Raw genomic sequence first — 17,555 nt, forward strand, 5'->3', positions numbered from 1 at the left:
GGTATTTGTTGCGGAGGGATGAAATCCGCCACCCGCCCTGTTGGTGCCTTCCGGAAGAGCAGGTCGAACGGGAGGCATCGGGTGTCGGACGCAGGGGAGACAGACGAGGGGCAGCGGCCCCGTGGCTGGGCGCGCAGGCTGAGCGGTTACGCCTGGCGGTACCGGCGCAACGTGCTGCTGTCGCTCGGCTCGTCGCTCGCCGGAATGGGCGTGATGGCCCTGGTCCCGCTGATCACCAAGGTGATCATCGACGATGTGGTCGGCAACCACACCCGTTCCCTGGCCGTCTGGACCGGACTGCTGATCGGGGCCGCCGCGCTCGTGTACGTCTCCACGTACATCCGCCGCTACTACGGCGGCCGGCTCGCCCTGGACGTCCAGCACGACCTGCGGACCGAGATCTACGGGACGATCACCCGCCTCGACGGGAAGCGGCAGGACGAGCTGTCCACCGGACAGGTCGTCGGGCGCGCCACCAGCGACCTCCAGCTGATCCAGGGGCTGCTGTTCATGCTCCCGATGACCATCGGGAACGTGCTGCTCTTCCTGCTCTCCCTGGTGATCATGGCGTCGCTCTCGCCGCTGCTGACCCTCGTCGCCGTGGCCGTCGCCCCCGCGCTCTGGTACATCGCCCGCCGCTCCCGCACCCGGCTCTTCCCCGCCACCTGGTACGCCCAGTCGCAGGCCGCGGCCGTGGCCGGAGTCGTCGACGGGGCCGTCTCCGGGGTCCGCGTCGTCAAGGGGTTCGGTCAGGAGGACCAGGAGACCGGCAAGCTGCGCGAGGTCGGACGCCGGCTCTTCGCCGGGCGGCTGCGCACCATCCGGCTGAACTCCCGCTACACCCCCGCCCTCCAGGCCGTCCCCGCGCTCGGCCAGGTCGCCATGCTGGCCCTCGGCGGCTGGCTCGCCACCCGGGGCGAGATCACCCTCGGCACGTTCGTCGCGTTCTCCACCTACCTCGCCCAGCTCGTCGGCCCGGTCCGGATGCTCGCCATGGTCCTCACCGTGGGACAGCAGGCCCGCGCCGGGGTGGAACGCGTACTCGAACTCATCGACACCGAGCCGACGATGCTGGACGGCACCAAGCAGCTCCCCACCGACGCACGGGCCAGCGTCGAATTCGACGACGTCCGGTTCGGCTATGACCAGGACCGCCCCGTCCTGGACGGCTTCTCGCTCACCATCGAGCCCGGCGAGACCGTCGCCGTCGTCGGCGCGTCCGGCAGCGGCAAGTCCACCGTCTCGATGCTCCTGCCGCGCTTCTACGACGTGACGCACGGCGCGGTCCTGGTCGGCGGCCACGACGTCCGCGAGCTCACCCTCGACTCGTTGCGGGCCGCCATCGGCCTCGTACCGGAGGACAGCTTCCTGTTCTCCGACACCATCCGCGCCAACATCGCCTACGGGCTCCCGGACGCCACCGACGAGCAGATCGAACGGGCCGCCCGCGCCGCCCAGGCCCACCGGTTCATCTCCGAACTGCCCAAGGCGTACGAGACCGAGGTCGGCGAGCACGGACTGACCCTCTCCGGCGGCCAGCGCCAGCGCGTCGCGCTCGCCCGCGCCATCCTCACCGACCCCCGGCTCCTCCTCCTGGACGACGCCACCTCCGCCGTCGACGCCCGGGTCGAGCACGAGATCCACGAGGCGCTGCGCGGCGTGATGGCGGGCCGCACGACGCTGCTGATCGCCCACCGCCGCTCCACCCTCAACCTCGCGGACCGGATCGCCGTCCTGGAGAACGGCCGGCTCGCGGACATCGGCACGCACGAGGAGCTGGAGCGCCGCTCCGCGCTCTACCGGCGGCTGCTCACCGACCCGGACGAGCTGGGCTCCACCTCGCCGGGGCACCGGCCGGCCGGTCCCGTCGCGGATCCGGAGGACGACCGCGCCCTCCAGGAGGAGCTGGACGCCGAATTCGACGCGGAGCGCGGCATCACCCCCCAGCTGTGGGTGCGCAAGGAGGAGGCCAGGGAGACCGACGCGGCCGGCACCCCCGCCACCCCCGAGCTCCTCGCCCAGGTCGACGCCCTGCCCCCGGCGACCGACACCCCGGACGTCGACGAGGCCCGCGCCGTGCACGCGGAGGAGTCGTACGGGCTCCGCCGGCTGCTGCGCGGCTTCGGGCTTCCGCTGCTGGTCAGCCTCGCGCTGGTGGCCGTGGACGCCGGAGCCGGGCTCCTCCTGCCGGTGCTGATCAGGAACGGCATCGACGAGGGCGTCACCCAGCTGGCCCTCGGCGCGGTCTGGGCGGCCTCCGCCCTCGGCCTCGTCGTGGTACTGGTGCAGTGGGCGGCCCAGATCGGTGAGACCCGGATGACGGGCCGCACCGGCGAGCGGGTGCTCTACTCACTGCGGCTGAAGATCTTCGCCCAGCTCCAGCGCCTCGGCCTCGACTACTACGAGCGCGAGCTGACCGGCCGGATCATGACCCGGATGACGACGGACGTGGACGCGCTGTCCACGTTCCTGCAGACCGGACTGGTCACGGCCTTCGTCTCCGTCGTCACCTTCTTCGGGATCATGGTCGCGCTGCTGGTCCTGGACGTCGAACTGGCCCTGGTGGTCTTCGCGACCCTGCCGGTGCTGATCATCGGCACGGTCTTCTTCCGCCGCAGCAGCGTCAAGGCGTACGAGCTGGCCCGTGAGCGCATCAGCGCCGTCAACGCCGACCTCCAGGAGTCCGTCTCCGGGCTCCGGATCGTGCAGGCCTTCCGGCGCGAGCGGGACGGGGCCGAGCGGTTCGCCGGGCGCAGCGACTACTACCGCGAGGCCCGGGTCCGGGGCCAGTGGCTGATCTCGGTCTACTTCCCGTTCGTCCAGCTGCTGTCGTCTGTGGCCGCGGCGGCGGTGCTGATCGTCGGCGCGGGACGGGTCGACAACGGCACGCTCACCACGGGCGCCCTCGTCGCCTACCTGCTCTACATCGATCTGTTCTTCGCCCCCGTGCAGCAGCTCTCCCAGGTCTTCGACGGCTACCAGCAGGCCACCGTCTCGCTCGGCCGGATCCAGGAGCTGCTTCAGGAGCCGACGTCCACCGCGGACCGGGACGAACCGCTGGACGTGCTGTCGCTGCGCGGCGAGATCGCGTTCGAGGATGTGTCGTTCGCGTACACGGGGGAGGAGGACGCGCTCACCGGGGTGGATCTGCGGATCCCGGCCGGCCAGACGGTCGCGTTCGTCGGTGAGACCGGCGCGGGCAAGTCCACCCTGGTCAAGCTCGTCGCCCGGTTCTACGACCCGACGGCCGGCCGGGTCACGGCGGACGGCACCGATCTGCGCCACCTCGGGCTCACCGCGTACCGGCACCGGCTCGGGGTCGTCCCGCAGGAGGCGTACCTCTTCGCGGGCACGGTCCGCGACGCCATCGCGTACGGGCGGCCGGAGGCCACCGACGCGCAGGTGGAGGCGGCGTCCAGGGCGGTCGGCGCGCACGACATGATCGCCACCCTGGAAGGCGGCTATCTGCACGAGGTCGCGGAGCGGGGCCGCAACCTCTCCGCCGGGCAGCGGCAGCTGGTCGCGCTCGCCCGCGCCGAACTCGTCGACCCGGACATCCTGCTGCTCGACGAGGCCACCGCCTCCCTCGACCTGGCCAGCGAGGCGCTGGTGAACCAGGCGACGGACCGGCTGGCCGGCCGGCGGACCACCCTGGTCGTCGCCCACCGGCTGACCACGGCCGCCCGCGCCGACCGGGTCGTGGTGATGGATCACGGCCGGGTCGTCGAGGACGGCACGCACGACGAACTCCTCGCCCTGGACGGGAAGTACGCCGTGCTGTGGCGCACCTTCATAGGGGAGGACGAGCCCGCCGGGGTGTGAGACTGCGGACGTGACGGCTCAGCCGCGGATGCCGGTGATCTTCCCGGTGCCCAGCGCCGACTGCACGGTCAGCTCGGTGTACGTCGGGTGGGCGACCGAACCCCAGGTCAGCCGGACGTGCGTCCAGGCGTGGCCGGCGCCGCTGCCGCCCGCGGTGACGCGGAAGGCGGCCGGGACGTCCTGGGCGCGCAGCACGCCGTCCGCGTGGTTGGCCTTCTCCCAGGCGCGCAGCTCCTTGCGCAGCTCGGGCGCCAGGTAGAAGCCGCGGAGCGCGGTGGCGAGGTTGCCGCCGTTCTCCGCGGCGACGGCGTCGAGGTACGAGGCGTAGAAGTGGGAGACCTGCTGGGCCTCCGCCTCCGCGACGTCGTCGCGGGCCGCGGCGGTGGTCGCCCGCTGGGGTGCGACGGCGGCGGCGGCCGGGACGGCGGCGACCGCGGTCAGGAGCGCGGCCGCGAGCAGGGTGCGGCCGATGATGCGGCGGCCGCGGGGGTGCCGGGAGGTGCTGGGGCGGGTCATGTCGATGCCTTCCTTTCGTATGGCTCTGTCCTGTTGGAGTCATCGTGTGGCGATTTGGTTGCCCGAAATGTGGAGCACGCCGGGTGCAACCTCCGGATGGCCTCCCGCGTCGTACGCAGATATGCGCATGCGTCGGAAAGAGGTGCATGTGTTCGATGAGGCGATGGGGTGGCCTGGTGACAGGAGCGACGATCGGACGGGCCGGGGTGCCGGGTGGGCGCACGGGGCGCGGGGGCTCCGCGCGGCTGCTGGTGCTCGCCCTGGCCACCGCCCTCGGAGTGCTCGTCGGCGGGATCGGCGCGACCGGTGCGGAAGCCGCGTCGGTCTGCGCCGGACGCCCCGCGAAGACCCTGAAGTTCGGCACGGGCGAGCTGCGCGTCTACCGGACCCGCTCCTACGCCTGCGCCCTCGCGGTCGCCGCCAAGCCCGGAGCGCGCCGCAAGATGTCCGTACAGATCCAGCCGCGCGGCGGCCGCCCCGTCGTCGACAAGGGCAACTTCACGCAGCAGGCCGGTCCGGTGACGGTCCACGCGCTGAACCGGTGCGTCCGGGCGTCCGGCACCATCTCGGGGAAGACGGGCACCACGGACTGGATCCTGTGCTGACCGGGTGATTTGTCGGGGCCCGGCGGCAATGAGGTCTGGCGGCACCGGTGTTGCCCCGCTAGGTTCACGTGGTCTGTTGTGAACCAAGGGGAGGGTGAGAATGCGCAAGGCTCTCAGAGGTGTCCTGTCGCTCGCGATGCTCATCGGCACAGTGAGCGCGACGGGTGCCTCCGCCGGGGCGGCCACCGCCGCCGAACCGGCCGCGCTCCGATCCGCCGTCGGTGACACCGGTACGAGTACGGACATCAAGGACCGCATCCTGGCCATCCCGGGAATGAGCCTGATCGAGGAGAAGCCCTACCCGGGGTACCGCTACTTCGTACTCGACTACACCCAGCCGGTCGACCACCGGCACCCGTCCAAGGGGACGTTCCAGCAGCGGATCACCCTGCTGCACAAGGACACCTCCCGCCCGACGGTGTTCTTCACCAGCGGATACAACGTCTCCACCAACCCCGGCCGCTCCGAGCCGACCCGGATCGTGGACGGCAACCAGGTCTCGCTGGAGTACCGGTTCTTCACCCCGTCCCGCCCGTCGCCCGCCGACTGGTCCAAGCTCGACATCCAGCAGGCCGCCGCCGACCAGCACCGGGTCTTCACCGCGCTGAAGCGGATCTACTCGAAGAACTGGCTGACCACCGGCGGTTCCAAGGGCGGCATGACGGCCACGTACTACGAGCGCTACTACCCGAAGGACATGGACGGCGTCGTCGCGTACGTCGCGCCCAACGACGTGGTCGACAAGGAGGACTCGACGTACGACCGGTTCCTGGCCAACGTCGGGACCAAGGAGTGCCGCGACAAGCTGAACGGCGTGCAGCGTCAGGCGCTCATCCGCCGGGAGCCGCTGGAGAAGAAGTACCGGCAGTACGCCGCCGAGAACGGCTACACCTTCAACACCGTCGGCACCCTCGACAAGGCGTACGAGGCCGTCGTCATGGACTACGTCTGGGCGTTCTGGCAGTACAGCCTGCTCGCCGACTGCGACTCCCTTCCGGCGGACGCCAAGTCTGCCACCGACCAGGAGATCTGGGACTCCGTCGACTCGATCTCCGGCTTCTCCGCCTACGCCGACCAGGGCCTGGAGACGTACACGCCGTACTACTACCAGGCGGGCACCCAGCTGGGTTCGCCCGACATCAAGCAGCCCTGGCTCGGCAAGCTGAGCCGCTACGGCTACCAGCCGCCGCGCACCTTCGTGCCGCGCTCCATCCCGATGAAGTTCCAGCCCGGGGTGATGCGCGACATCGACAACTGGGTGAAGCACCACGCCGATCACATGCTGTACGTGTACGGGGAGAACGACCCCTACGGCGCGGAGCGCTTCCGGCTCGGAGCCGGCGCCCGTGACAGCCACGTCTTCACCGTGCCCGGCGGCAACCACGGGGCGACCGTCGCGGGGCTCGTCCCGGCCGAGAACGCCACGGCCACCGCCGCCATCCTGCGCTGGGCGGGCGTCGCCCCGGCCGCCGTCCAGGCGGACCCGGCCAAGGCGAAGCCGCTCGCGAAGTTCGACGCGGTGCTCGACAAGCGGGACCTGACGACCGAGCACCGGCTCGGCCACCGGCGCCCGTAGCCGTACCTGTGCCGGCGGCAGTGGCTGCCGCCGGCACAGGGAGGGTCCTTCAGCGAGCTAGTACGACAGCCCGTAGCCCACCGGGTACAGCACCCGCGACGGGTCGTCCGCGCGCTGGACCGGCACCGGCAGGGCGCCACGCGGTTCGGCGCGGCCCGCGATCACCCGTGCCGCCGCCCGCAGTTCGACATCCGTCCAGGAGTACGCGGCCAGGCTCGCCGCGTGCCCCGTGCCGTCCAGCTGGGCGATGTCGTACGGATTGCGGATCGCGAGCGTGATCACCGGCACGCCGGTCGCGGCCAGCGCGCTCACCAGGGTCCGTTGCGAGCTGGTCGCCGTGACGTTGTACGTGCCCACCACCACCGCGTCCTTGCCCCGCGCGGCCGCCACCGCCGCGTCGATGTCCGCCCGGGCGGGCGCGGTGCCGGTGGACAGGGCGGTGGCCGCGTACCCCAGCTTCTTGAACTCCGCGGCCAGGGTGGCCGTCGGCGGTCCCGTCGTACCGGACGGGGAGGCCGGATCGGCGCCCACCACCAGCAGTTCGCGGTGCGAGCGGCGCGACAGCGGCAGCAGCGCGCCCTTGTTGGCCAGCAGCGTGGTGGTGTGCTCCGCGATCCGGTCGGCGGCGGCCAGGTGCGACCGGGTGCCGACCGTACGGTCCACGCCCCGGCGGCTGACGAACGGGTCCTCGAACAGCCCGAGCTTCGTCTTCAGCCGCAGGATGCGCAGGATCGATTCATCGATCCGGGCCTCACTGACCTCGCCGCTCTTCACGGCCGCCAGCAGGGCGTTCCAGGAGACGTCGAGGTCCGGCGGGTTGAGCAGCTGGTCGACGCCCGCCTGTACGGCGAGCACCGGCACGCGCTCGTCGCCGTACTTCGTCCGCACGCCCTCCATGCCGAGCGAGTCGGTGACCACGACGCCGTCGTAGCCCAGTTCCTCGCGCAGGATTCCGGTGAGGATGGGCCGGGACAGGGTCGCCGGGTCCTCGGCCGGGTCGAGCGCGGGGACCACGATGTGCGCGGTCATGATCGAGTCGATACCGGCGGCGATCGCGGCCCGGAACGGCGGCCGGTCCAGCTCGGCCCACTGCTCGCGGGTGTGGGTGATGACCGGCAGGCCGGTGTGGCTGTCGGTGCTGGTGTCGCCGTGGCCGGGGAAGTGCTTGGCCGTGGAGGCGATCCCGGCGCTCTGGTACCCCTTCACCTGGGCGGCGACCATCCCGGCCACCGACTCCGGGTCCGAGCCGAAGGAGCGCACCCCGATCACCGGGTTGGCCGGGTTGACGTTGACGTCCGCGTCCGGCGCGTAGTTCTGGCAGATGCCGATCGCGGCCAGCTCGGCGCCCGCGATCCGCCCCGCCTCGCGGGCGTCGGAGCGCGAACGGCCCGCGCCCAGCGCCATCGCGCCCGGCATCAGCGTGGCGGGCTCACCGACCCGGCAGACGATGCCGTGCTCCTGGTCGGTGGAGATGAGGAGCGGCAGGGAGCTGGGACCCGCCAGACCGGCGCGCTGGATGCCGTTGGAGAGATCCGCGATCTGGTGCGGGTCACGGGTGTTGTGCGCCCAGGTGAAGTAGATGATCCCGCCGAGGTGGTACTTGGCGATCATCTCCGCCGCGGTGCGCACACCGATCTCGGCGAGGTTGGCGTCGATGTCGGCCTGGTCGGGGTCGGTGGCGGAGTGCCCGTAGACCCGCATGACGAACAGCTGGCCGACCTTCTCCTCCAGGCTCATCCGGGAGATGATCCGCTTCAGCCGCCGGGTGGTGGCTGCGGAGTTGTGGCTGCCGCCGGAGGAGTTCCGGGCGGCGACGGCGCCGGGGGCGAGTGCCGTACCCGTCGCCGCGACGACTGCGGTGGCGGCGGTGGCGGTGAGGAGGGTGCGTCTGGAGGGGCGGTGGTGCACGTGAGCTCCTTCGGCCGTACTCGGTGACGAGATGATGGTGAAAGAAACTTCCAGGGATCACGGATATCCAGAAAATAACTTCCGGTCAAGGGTGCGGACCGTTTTGAGCGCGTCCCCGTCGGACGCCGCCGCGCCCCGGACCGGCCGCTACTGCCGCAGCCCCGCGTCCACGCCGTGCGCCTGGAGCGCCGAGACGGCCGCCGTGATCGCCGGGCGGCGGGCCGCCTCCGTGCGCCACAGCGCGTACAGCCTGCGCACCGGAACCGGCTCGATCCGCACCGCCGCCACCCCGTCCGGCAGCGGCCCGCGTCCCAGCCGGGGCATCATCGCGACGCCGAGACCGGCGGCGAGCAGGGCCAGTTGGGTGTGGTTCTCCTCCGCCTGGTGCCGGATGTCCGGCTCGTAGCCCGCCGTACGCAGTGTCCGTACGAGCCAGTCGTGGCAGACCGTCCCCGGCGGCTGGCAGATCCACCGCTCCCGCGCCAGCTCCTCGCGCCGCACCCCGTCCCGGCCCGCCAGCCGGTGGCCCGCGGGCACCAGCAGATCGCAGCGGTCCTCCCCGATCACCGCCTGCGCCACGCCCTCCGGGGCGGGCAGCGGCGCGATGTCCCAGTCGTGCGCGACGGCCAGGTCGATCACGCCCTTGGCCACCAGGTCGACCGAGAGGTGCGGATCGACCTCGGTCATCCGCACGTCCAGGGCCGGGTGCTCGCGGTCCAGCTCCGCCAGCACCCCGGGCAGCAGCCCACGCGCCGCGGAGGCGAACGCGCCGATCGACAGCCGCCCCGTCGGCAGCCCCCTGCGCTCCTCCAGGGTCGTCTCGGCCCGCTCCACGATCGCCAGCAACTGCTGTGCGGTGGCGGCCAGATGGAGCGCCTCCTCGGTGAGCGCGACCCCGCGTCCGCGACGCTCAAGCAGCGTCGTGCGGGTCTCCCGCTCCAGCTTGGTGATCTGCTGCGAGACCGCCGACGGGGTGTAGCCGAGCGCGGCGGCGGCGCCCGCGACGGAACCGTGCACGGAGATGGCGTGCAGCGCGCGCAGCCGGGAGAGATCGAGCACCGGAGCCTCCGGGATCACATCAGTGCGTCAGGGGGATTCATTAGCAGCACTCAATTTCACCATGAAGAAATCCGCGCTGGTGCTAAACGGTCGGTGCGGGTGATCCTCGGGGCATGCGTCCCCTCCACATCGCCCTGGCCGCCCTGGTGGCAGCCGTCTGGGGTGTCAATTTCGTCGTCATCGAGCTGGGCCTCGCGCACTTCCCGCCGCTGCTCTTCTCCGCCCTGCGCTTCCTGGTCGCGGCGCTGCCCGCGGTCTTCTTCGTCGGCCGCCCGAAGGTCGCCTGGAAGTGGGTGGTGGGGGTGGGCCTGGTCCTCGGGATGGCCAAGTTCGGGCTGCTGTTCATCGGCATGGACCGGGGGATGGGCGCCGGACTCTCCTCCCTGGTCCTCCAGGTCCAGGCCGTCTTCACCGCCTTGTTCGCGGCGCTCGCGCTGGGCGAACGGCCGGGCCGGGTAAGGGTGCTGGGGATGGGCGTGGCCCTCGCCGGTATCGGGGTCGCGGCGGTCGACGAAGGGGCGGGCGGGCCGGTGCTCGCCTTCGTCCTGGTGATCGCGGCGGCGGCCTGCTGGGGCGTGTCCAACGTGCTGACCCGCAAGGCCGCCCCGCCCGACGCCCTCAACTTCATGGTCTGGGTCTCCACCGTCCCGGTACTGCCGCTGCTGGGGCTCTCGCTCCTCTTCGAGGGCCGGCACCGCGATACGGAGGCACTGGCCGCGCTCGACTGGAGCGGCGCCGCGATCATCGTCTACGTCGCCTGGATCACCACGGTGTTCGGCTTCGGGGCCTGGGGCTTCCTGCTGAGCCGGTACCCGGCTTCCTCCGTGGCCCCGTTCACCCTGCTGGTGCCCGTCTTCGGGATGTCCTCGGCCGCCCTGCTGCTCGACGAGTCGGTGAGCCCGCTGCGGTGGTGCGCGGCGGCGCTGCTGGTCGGCGGGGTGGCGCTGACCTCGCTCGCCGGGGCGCGGCGGCCCCGGGGCGTGACGCCGAAGAGCCCCGAGCCGGCCCCCGTCTGAGGGCCGGCTCCGGCGGGCGGCCGCGGCCCTACTGCTTCGGCGCGCCCAGCCGCAGCAGGTGCTCGCGCCCCGCGCTCAGCAGCCCCGGCAGCTCCGCCGCCCCCGGGTGCCAGCGCTTCTCGTACTCCCAGCAGACCCAGCTGTCCGGGTCCAGGGTGTCCAGGCAGGCCCGCAGCGGCAGCACCCCGGCGCCCAGGGCGAGGGGCTCGGTGTCCTCGGCGGACGCGATGTCCTTCACCTGGACGTAGCCCAGGTGCGGGGCCAGCACCGCATGGCTCGCGACCGGCTCCTCCCCGGCCAGCCAGGTGTGCATGACGTCCCACAGCGCGCCGATGCTCCCGTGCCCCACCGTGCCCACCACCCGTGCCACGTCGGCTCCCGCGCGGTGCGAGTCGTGGGTCTCCAGCAGGATGCGTACGCCCATGTCCGCGGCGTACGGAGCGGCGGCGGCCAGCCTGCGGGCGGCGGTCGCGTCGGCCGTGGCGGGGTCCTGGCCACCGCCGCCGGGGAAGACCCGGACGTTGCGCGCGCCCAGGTCCCTGGCCAGCTCCACCAGACCGGCCAGCTCGTCGAGCACCGGCTGGTCCTCGCCCTCGGACGCGGCCCTGACGTAGCCGGCCACGGTCAGGATCTCGATCCCGCCCCGCTTGAACTCCTCGACCACATCGGCGCGTTCGAGCATCGAGAGCCCGGGGTGCACCGGCTCCTCCGGGTGGGCGCGCAGCTCCACCCCCTGGTAGCCGTGCTCGGCGGCCAGCCGGACGACCTCGGATATCGGCAGCCCCGGCACCCCGAGGGTGGAGAAAGCGAGCTTCACGTGCGTGTCCTTCCATCGGTACCTGCCCTGCCCCCGCACCGTACGGCCCGGTCGGTGGCCGGTACATCATCGGCTTGCGGCCTGAACTACGGATGCCCCGGTCGGGCGCAACCAAGTCACCCCTGCGGACCCGGACACCGCGAGCGGGTCACTTCCGGGGCGCCGCCGTCGAGCCGCGCACCATCAGCTCCGCCGGGATCGTCGCGATGCCGCCCGGCGGCGGGGCCTCCTTGCCCATCGCCAGCCGGCCCGCCCGCGCCCCCGCCTCGAAGAGCGGCAGCCGCACCGTGGTCAGCGCCGGGACCACGTCCACCGAGAACGGCAGATCGTCGAATCCGGCCACCGAGATGTCCTCGGGGATGCGCAGTCCCTGGTCGCGGATGGCCGCGGCGGCGCCCAGGGCGACCGTGTCGTTCGCGGCGACGACGGCCGTGATCCCCGGTTCGCGGCGCAGGAGTTCGACGGTGGCGTCGTAGCCCGAGCCGCGGTCGTAGGAGCCGTGCACGGTGAGACGCTCCTCGGCACGCAAGCCCCCGCCCCCGTCCCCGTACAGCCCCGCCGCCCTCATCGCCTCGCGGTGGCCCTCCAGCCGGTGGCGGGTCGTGGTCCGCTCCAGCGGGCCCGCCGCGTAGCCGATGCTGCGGTGGCCCAGCGAGATCAGGTGCTCGGTCAGCCGCCGGCCGCCGCCCCGGTTGTCGAAGGCGAGCGCGGCCAGGACCGCTTCGCTGTCCGGCAGCGGGGGCCGCCCGCACAGGACCACCCTGGTCCCGGCGTCCGCGAGCTTGGCCAGCTTCGCGGACACGGCGGCCCGGTGCGCCGGGTCCTCCACCGCGCCGCCGGTCAGGACGACGGCGGCGGCGCGCTGGCGCTGGAGCAGGGTCAGGTAGGTGAGCTCGCGTTCCGGGGTGCCGCCGGTGTTGCAGACGATGGCGAGCTTCTCGCCGCCCGCCCGGCCGGAACCGTCGCCCGGACCGCCGATCTCCGTCTGCGCGGCGCCCGCCATGATCCCGAAGAAGGGGTCCGCGATGTCGTTGACCAGGATGCCGATCAGGTCGGAGGTGGCGGCCGCGAGTGAGCTGGCGGGCCCGTTCAGCACGTAGTCCAGATCGTCCACCGCACGCAGGACCCGCTCCCGAGTGGACGCCGCCACCGGGTAGTTGCCGTTCAGCACACGGGAGACCGTGGCCGGGGACACCCGGGCGCGAGCCGCCACGTCCGCCAGGGTGACAGTCATCGGGATTCCTCCGGGGTGTGGTGAGGGGAGAGGTCCAATCGGTGGGCCCCTCTTGTCCGGGCCGCTGTCGGCAGGCTAGCGTCATCCACGATAGAAAGCGCTTGCTACGAGTGTATGGAGGAACTTTCGTGACACGCAGGACAGTGCGCATCGCCATGAACGGCGTGACGGGTCGCATGGGATACCGGCAGCACCTGGTGCGCTCGGTCCTCGCGATCAGGGAGCAGGGCGGCCTCGACCTCGGCAACGGCGACGTGCTGTGGCCCGAGCCGGTCCTCGTCGGCCGCCGGGCCCACGCGCTGGAGGCGCTTGCCGAGCAGCACGGCCTGACCGAGTGGTCGACCGACCTCGACGCGGTGCTCGCGGACGAGACCATCGACATCTACTTCGACGCCCAGGTCACCTCGGCACGCGTCGACGCGATCAAGAAGGCCATCGCGGCGGGCAAGCACATCTACACCGAGAAGCCCACCGCCACCGACGTCGCGGGCGCCCTGGAGCTGGCCCGGCTCGCCCGGGACGCCGGCATCAAGCACGGTGTCGTCCAGGACAAGATCTTCCTGCCGGGCCTGCTGAAGCTGAAGCGCCTCATCGACGGCGGCTTCTTCGGGGAGATCCTCTCCGTGCGCGGCGAGTTCGGCTACTGGGTCTTCGAGGGCGACTGGCAGGAGGCCCAGCGCCCGTCCTGGAACTACCGCGCGGAGGACGGCGGCGGCATCGTCGTCGACATGTTCCCGCACTGGGAGTACGTGCTCCACGAGCTGTTCGGCCGGGTCACCACCGTCCAGGCGCACGTCCAGACGCACATCCCGGAGCGCTGGGACGAGCACGGCAAGCCGTACGCCGCGACCGCCGACGACGCCGCGTACGGCATCTTCCAGCTGGAGAGCGGCGCCGTCGCGCAGATCAACTCCTCCTGGACGGTCCGGGTCAACCGCGACGAACTGGTCGAGTTCCAGGTCGACGGCACCCACGGCTCCGCCGTCGCGGGGCTGCGCAACTGCCGCGTCCAGCACCGATCGGCCACCCCCAAGCCGGTCTGGAACCCGGACCTCCCGGCCACCGAGTCCTTCCGCGACCAGTGGCAGGAAGTCCCCGACAACACGGTCTTCGACAACGGCTTCAAGGCCCAGTGGGAGCTGTTCCTGCGCCACATCGTGCTGGACGAGCCCTACACCTGGGACCTGATGGCGGGCGCGCGCGGCGTCCAGCTCGCGGAGCTCGGCCTCAAGTCCTCCGCGGACGGCCGCCGCTTCGACGTCCCGGAGCTGAGCCTGTGACCATCCACCTCCCGCAGGGCCCGTACGAGCCCCGCACCACCCCGCTCGACCTCGCCCCGGGCGGGGCGCCGCTGGCCTCCCGTACGGTCTTCTCGGCCGCCCACGTCGTGGCCGACCCGTACGCGGACGTCAGCCCCGACTCCCCGGCCGCCGTCGACTGGGACGCCACCCTCGCCTTCCGCCGCCACCTCTGGTCGCACGGCCTCGGGGTCGCGGAGGCCATGGACACCGCCCAGCGCGGCATGGGCCTGGACTGGGCCGGTGCCGCCGAGCTGATCCGGCGCTCGGCGGCGGAGGCCAAGTCCGTCGGCGGCGCGATCGCCTGCGGCGTCGGCACCGACCAGCTGCCGCCCGGCCCCGCCTCGCTGGCCGAGGTCCGGTCCGCGTACGAGGAACAGCTCGCCCTGGTCGAGGGGAGCGGGGCGCAGGCCATCCTGATGGCCTCCCGCGCACTCGCCGCCGCGGCGAACGGCCCGCAGGACTACCTGGAGACGTACGCCCACCTGCTGCGCCAGGCCTCCGAGCCGGTCGTGCTGCACTGGCTCGGCCCGATGTTCGACCCGGCGCTGGACGGCTACTGGGGCTCCGCGGACCTCGACGCGGCCACCGACACCTTCCTCCAGGTCATCGCGGAACACCCGGACAAGGTCGACGGCATCAAGATCTCCCTCCTCGACGCGGAGCGCGAGATCGACGTCCGGCGCCGCCTGCCCAGCGGGGTGCGCTGCTACACGGGCGACGACTTCAACTACCCCGAACTGATCGCGGGCGACGACCGGGGCTTCAGCCACGCGCTGCTCGGCATCTTCGACCCGCTCGGCCCGCTCGCCGCGCACGCGGTCCGGGTCCTGGACACCGGCGACACCAAGGGCTTCCGCGAACTCCTGGACCCGACGGTCGAGTTGTCCCGCCACCTCTTCCAGACGCCGACCCGCTACTACAAGACGGGCGTGGTGTTCCTCGCCTGGCTGGCCGGTCACCAGGACCACTTCACGATGGTGGGCGGCCTCCAGTCGGCCCGCTCGCTGCCGCATCTGGCGAAGGCGTACGAACTGGCCGACCGGCTCGGCCTGTTCCCCGATCCCGAACTGGCGGACTCCCGGATGCGCGCGCTGCTCACGGTCAACGGAGGCACCCGATGAGCGACGGCCGTCTCTCCATCAATCAGGAGACCATCAAGCAGTGGTCGCTGCCCGAGCTGACCGAGGGCTGCGTGAAGGCGGGCATCGACAAGGTCGGCCTGTGGCGCGCCCCCGTCCAGGAGTACGGCGTGGAGGCGACGGCCCGTCTCCTCTCCGACGCGGGCCTGTCCGTCACCAGCCTCTGCCGGGGCGGTTTCCTCACCGCCCTCGACCCGGCCGGGCGCGCCCGCGCCCTGGACGACAACCGCGCGGCGCTCGACGAGGCGGCGGGCCTCTCCACGGACACCCTGGTGCTGGTCTCGGGCGGCCTCCCGGCCGGATCCAAGGACCTGTACGGCGCCCGCGAGCGCATCGCGGACGCACTGGGGGAGCTGGCCCCGTACGCGGCGGAGCGGGGCGTGCGCCTGGCGATCGAGCCGCTGCACCCGATGTTCGCCTCCGACCGCTGCGTGGTCTCCACCCTGTCCCAGGCCCTGGACCTCGCGGAACGCTTCCCGGCGGACCAGGTCGGGGTCGTCGTCGACACGTACCACCTCTGGTGGGACGACCAGGCCCCGGCCCAGATCGCCCGCGCGGGCGCGGGCGGCCGCATCCACTCCTTCCAGCTCGCCGACTGGATCACCCCGCTCCCGGCGGGCGTGCTGGTCGGCCGGGGCCAACTGGGCGACGGCTGCGTGGACTTCCGCGCCTTCCGCACGGCGGTGGAGGCCACCGGCTTCGACGGGCCGATCGAGGTGGAGATCTTCAACGAGGAGCTGTGGGCCCGCGACGGCTCAGAGGTCCTCGCGGAGGTCGCCGCCCGGTACGTGGAGCACGCCTGCTGACGCCGTGACCGGGAGGTATCGGCGCAAGTGACCTCCGGGGCAGAAAGATTGCCCAACCGTGCAACCCTCCGGGGCCCTGCCGAGTCATATCTGTAGTCGGGAGCTTCCGGGGGGTGTATCCGGGGGGATGGGGAAGCCCTGACAGCGGGGGAGAGCGAGTGGGGTCCGGTCGGAAGACCGGGCCCCGTTTCGCTGTGCGGGGAGCTCAGGCGTCCGGAATCCAGCTCCCGTGGAAGCCGAGCGGCACCCGCCCGGGCAGCTCGATCCGGGCGACCGGCTCGCCCGTGAAGTCCTGCGCGGCGAGGATCAGCAGGTCCGACGCCCCGCGGTCCGGATTGTGCACGTACGCGATCGCGTACCCGTCGTCCTCGGCCGCCTTACGGGCGCACGGGTCGGACGGCACGAACACCGCCTCGCTCGCCGCCGCGTTCCGGGGCAGCCGGTGGACCTGCGAGGTGCCGCGCAACAGATCGTGCTTGTAGAGCGCGTTGCCGAACGCCCGGTCGGGCGGGCTGCCGCCGTCGGCCGTGAGGTAGGCCAGCGTCATCTCCCCGGCCGCCGCCGAGTATCCGTAGCGGTGCCGGCGCGACACCAGCGCCTCGTTGACGCGCGGGAACTCCTGCGGCCGGTCGTCGATGGTCCGCGTCCGCACCCGGCCGTGACCGAGGCCGATCGTCCACCGTTCCAGCCGCCCGGTACCGGCCCCGTACGGACCGCCCGAGCCGTTGCCGGCGACGAGGAAGGGCGCCGGGAACGTCGTCAGGTCGACGACGATGTCCGACCCCTCCTCGTACGCGTTCAGCGTGTGCGAGTAGTAGACCGGGTCCACCTCGAACCACCGCGTCGTACCGCCCGCGCGCGGCAGGACGCCGACCCGCGCCGGGTGCTTCCGGTTCCAGACGTACGGCACCGGGTCACCGCGCTCGGCCCCCGCCGGGTCGAAGGTGACCGGCATGTCGAAGACCACCACGTAGTTCTCGGTGAGCGCGAAGTCGTGGATCATCGGCGCGTCCGCCACCGGAATCCGTGTGGTGCGCGAGACCCGGCCCGCCGGGTCCACGACCAGATGCCGTACGTGGTCCCAGGTCGGGTAGTACGTGATCGCGTGCAGCTCACCCGCGTGCGCGTCGAACTTGGTATGGGCGGTGAACGCGCCCTCCAGCGTCCCCCGGAAGTCATGGGTTCCCACGGTGTTCAGCTCGCCGTCCAGCTCGTACGGCGTCGGCCCGCTCTCCTGGAGCGCGAGAATCCGCCCCCGGTACGGGATGACGTGGGTGTTGCAGGGGAAGTCGTCCGGCGGCACGGGCCCCGGATACGGCTCCCCGAGCTCGCCCGCGACCTGCGACGACCGAACCCACCGGTTGCGGTACCACTCGGCCCGCCCGTCGCGCAGCCGCACCCCGTGCACCATGCCGGCGCCGAGCATCCAGTGATGGGCGCGCGGGTCCTCCAGGCCGAGGACATTGGGCCCGTTGCGCAGATACCGGCCGTTCAGCTCGCGCGGGATGCGCCCGGTGACCGGAAGGTCGAACGCGGTCAGCTCCTCGGTGACCGGCTTGAACGCCCCCTCAAGGAACGGAAAGTGCCGCGTGCCCGCCCCGCCCGGTTCCTGGGCGGCGGCGGCCGGCTGCGAGCCGGGCCCGGCGGCGACGAGCCCGCCCGCGGCAGCCAGCGCCGCCGCCCCGCGCAGTACGTCGCGTCGTGTGTGTCGCGTCATGTGCCTTACTCCTGACCGGTGTTGTCGTGAACCACGGTC

The 17,555-nt window shown here is 72.2% G+C and carries 13 protein-coding genes; 7 read left to right on the top strand and 6 right to left on the bottom strand.

What is annotated here, in order from left to right; translation table 11 throughout:
- The first annotated feature begins 81 nt into the window (after positions 1–81).
- Entirely contained in the window at positions 82–3,822 is a 3,741-nt protein-coding gene (locus ACFVQ0_RS26890; RefSeq protein ID WP_390091764.1) for an ABC transporter ATP-binding protein, read from the top strand.
- A gap of 18 nt (positions 3,823–3,840) precedes the next feature.
- Here the strand turns inward: ACFVQ0_RS26890 and ACFVQ0_RS26895 are convergent, their stop codons facing one another.
- Positions 3,841–4,338, bottom strand: a complete 498-nt coding sequence (locus tag ACFVQ0_RS26895) for a hypothetical protein (RefSeq protein ID WP_390091765.1) — start codon at positions 4,336–4,338, stop codon at positions 3,841–3,843.
- A 176-nt stretch (positions 4,339–4,514) separates the two neighbouring features.
- On the opposite strand from ACFVQ0_RS26895, the gene ACFVQ0_RS26900 reads away from it, so the two are divergent.
- Both ACFVQ0_RS26900 and ACFVQ0_RS26905 read left to right on the top strand, forming a co-directional pair.
- Entirely contained in the window at positions 4,515–4,943 is a 429-nt protein-coding gene (locus ACFVQ0_RS26900) for a hypothetical protein (RefSeq protein WP_390091766.1), read from the top strand.
- Between the two features lie 100 nt (positions 4,944–5,043).
- Positions 5,044–6,519: a S28 family serine protease gene (locus tag ACFVQ0_RS26905; RefSeq protein ID WP_390091767.1), complete on the top strand. Its 1,476-nt coding sequence runs from the start codon at positions 5,044–5,046 to the stop codon at positions 6,517–6,519.
- A 57-nt stretch (positions 6,520–6,576) separates the two neighbouring features.
- Here ACFVQ0_RS26905 and ACFVQ0_RS26910 read toward each other — a convergent pair whose 3' ends face one another.
- On the bottom strand, positions 6,577–8,427 hold the full coding sequence (locus tag ACFVQ0_RS26910) for a glycoside hydrolase family 3 protein (RefSeq protein WP_390091768.1): 1,851 nt from the start codon (positions 8,425–8,427) through the stop codon (positions 6,577–6,579).
- Between the two features lie 147 nt (positions 8,428–8,574).
- Positions 8,575–9,486, bottom strand: a complete 912-nt coding sequence (locus ACFVQ0_RS26915) for a LysR family transcriptional regulator (RefSeq protein WP_390091769.1) — start codon at positions 9,484–9,486, stop codon at positions 8,575–8,577.
- 113 nt (positions 9,487–9,599) lie between these two features.
- Here ACFVQ0_RS26915 and ACFVQ0_RS26920 point away from each other — a divergent pair, with 113 nt between their 5' ends.
- Positions 9,600–10,502 (top strand): EamA family transporter, encoded by a 903-nt coding sequence (locus tag ACFVQ0_RS26920; RefSeq protein ID WP_390091770.1) that lies wholly within the window; start codon positions 9,600–9,602, stop codon positions 10,500–10,502.
- A 28-nt stretch (positions 10,503–10,530) separates the two neighbouring features.
- Here the strand turns inward: ACFVQ0_RS26920 and ACFVQ0_RS26925 are convergent, their stop codons facing one another.
- Entirely contained in the window at positions 10,531–11,319 is a 789-nt protein-coding gene (locus ACFVQ0_RS26925) for a sugar phosphate isomerase/epimerase family protein (protein WP_390091771.1), read from the bottom strand.
- Positions 11,320–11,467: 148 nt separating this feature from the next.
- Positions 11,468–12,553, bottom strand: a complete 1,086-nt coding sequence (locus tag ACFVQ0_RS26930) for a LacI family DNA-binding transcriptional regulator (protein WP_390091772.1) — start codon at positions 12,551–12,553, stop codon at positions 11,468–11,470.
- Between the two features lie 128 nt (positions 12,554–12,681).
- Between ACFVQ0_RS26930 and ACFVQ0_RS26935 the strand changes: the two genes are divergently transcribed.
- From ACFVQ0_RS26935 to ACFVQ0_RS26945, 3 genes are read left to right on the top strand one after another with little or no spacing between them, the layout of a single operon-like run.
- On the top strand, positions 12,682–13,833 hold the full coding sequence (locus ACFVQ0_RS26935) for a Gfo/Idh/MocA family protein (protein WP_390091773.1): 1,152 nt from the start codon (positions 12,682–12,684) through the stop codon (positions 13,831–13,833).
- Positions 13,830–14,975 carry a dihydrodipicolinate synthase family protein gene (locus ACFVQ0_RS26940; RefSeq protein WP_390091774.1) on the top strand — a complete coding sequence of 382 codons (1,146 nt, stop codon included), beginning with the start codon at positions 13,830–13,832 and terminating at the stop codon, positions 14,973–14,975. Before ACFVQ0_RS26935 ends, ACFVQ0_RS26940 begins: the two co-directional genes overlap by 4 nt.
- On the top strand, positions 14,972–15,799 hold the full coding sequence (locus tag ACFVQ0_RS26945) for a sugar phosphate isomerase/epimerase family protein (RefSeq protein WP_390091775.1): 828 nt from the start codon (positions 14,972–14,974) through the stop codon (positions 15,797–15,799). The genes ACFVQ0_RS26940 and ACFVQ0_RS26945 overlap by 4 nt, the downstream gene beginning before the upstream one ends.
- 205 nt (positions 15,800–16,004) lie before the next feature.
- Here ACFVQ0_RS26945 and ACFVQ0_RS26950 read toward each other — a convergent pair whose 3' ends face one another.
- Positions 16,005–17,516, bottom strand: coding sequence for a carotenoid oxygenase family protein (locus ACFVQ0_RS26950; protein WP_390091776.1), 1,512 nt, complete (start codon positions 17,514–17,516; stop codon positions 16,005–16,007).
- Positions 17,517–17,555 lie beyond the last annotated feature (39 nt).

The sequence above is a fragment of the Streptomyces sp. NPDC057900 genome (assembly GCF_042887885.1).
In the GTDB taxonomy this organism is placed as follows: domain Bacteria; phylum Actinomycetota; class Actinomycetes; order Streptomycetales; family Streptomycetaceae; genus Streptomyces.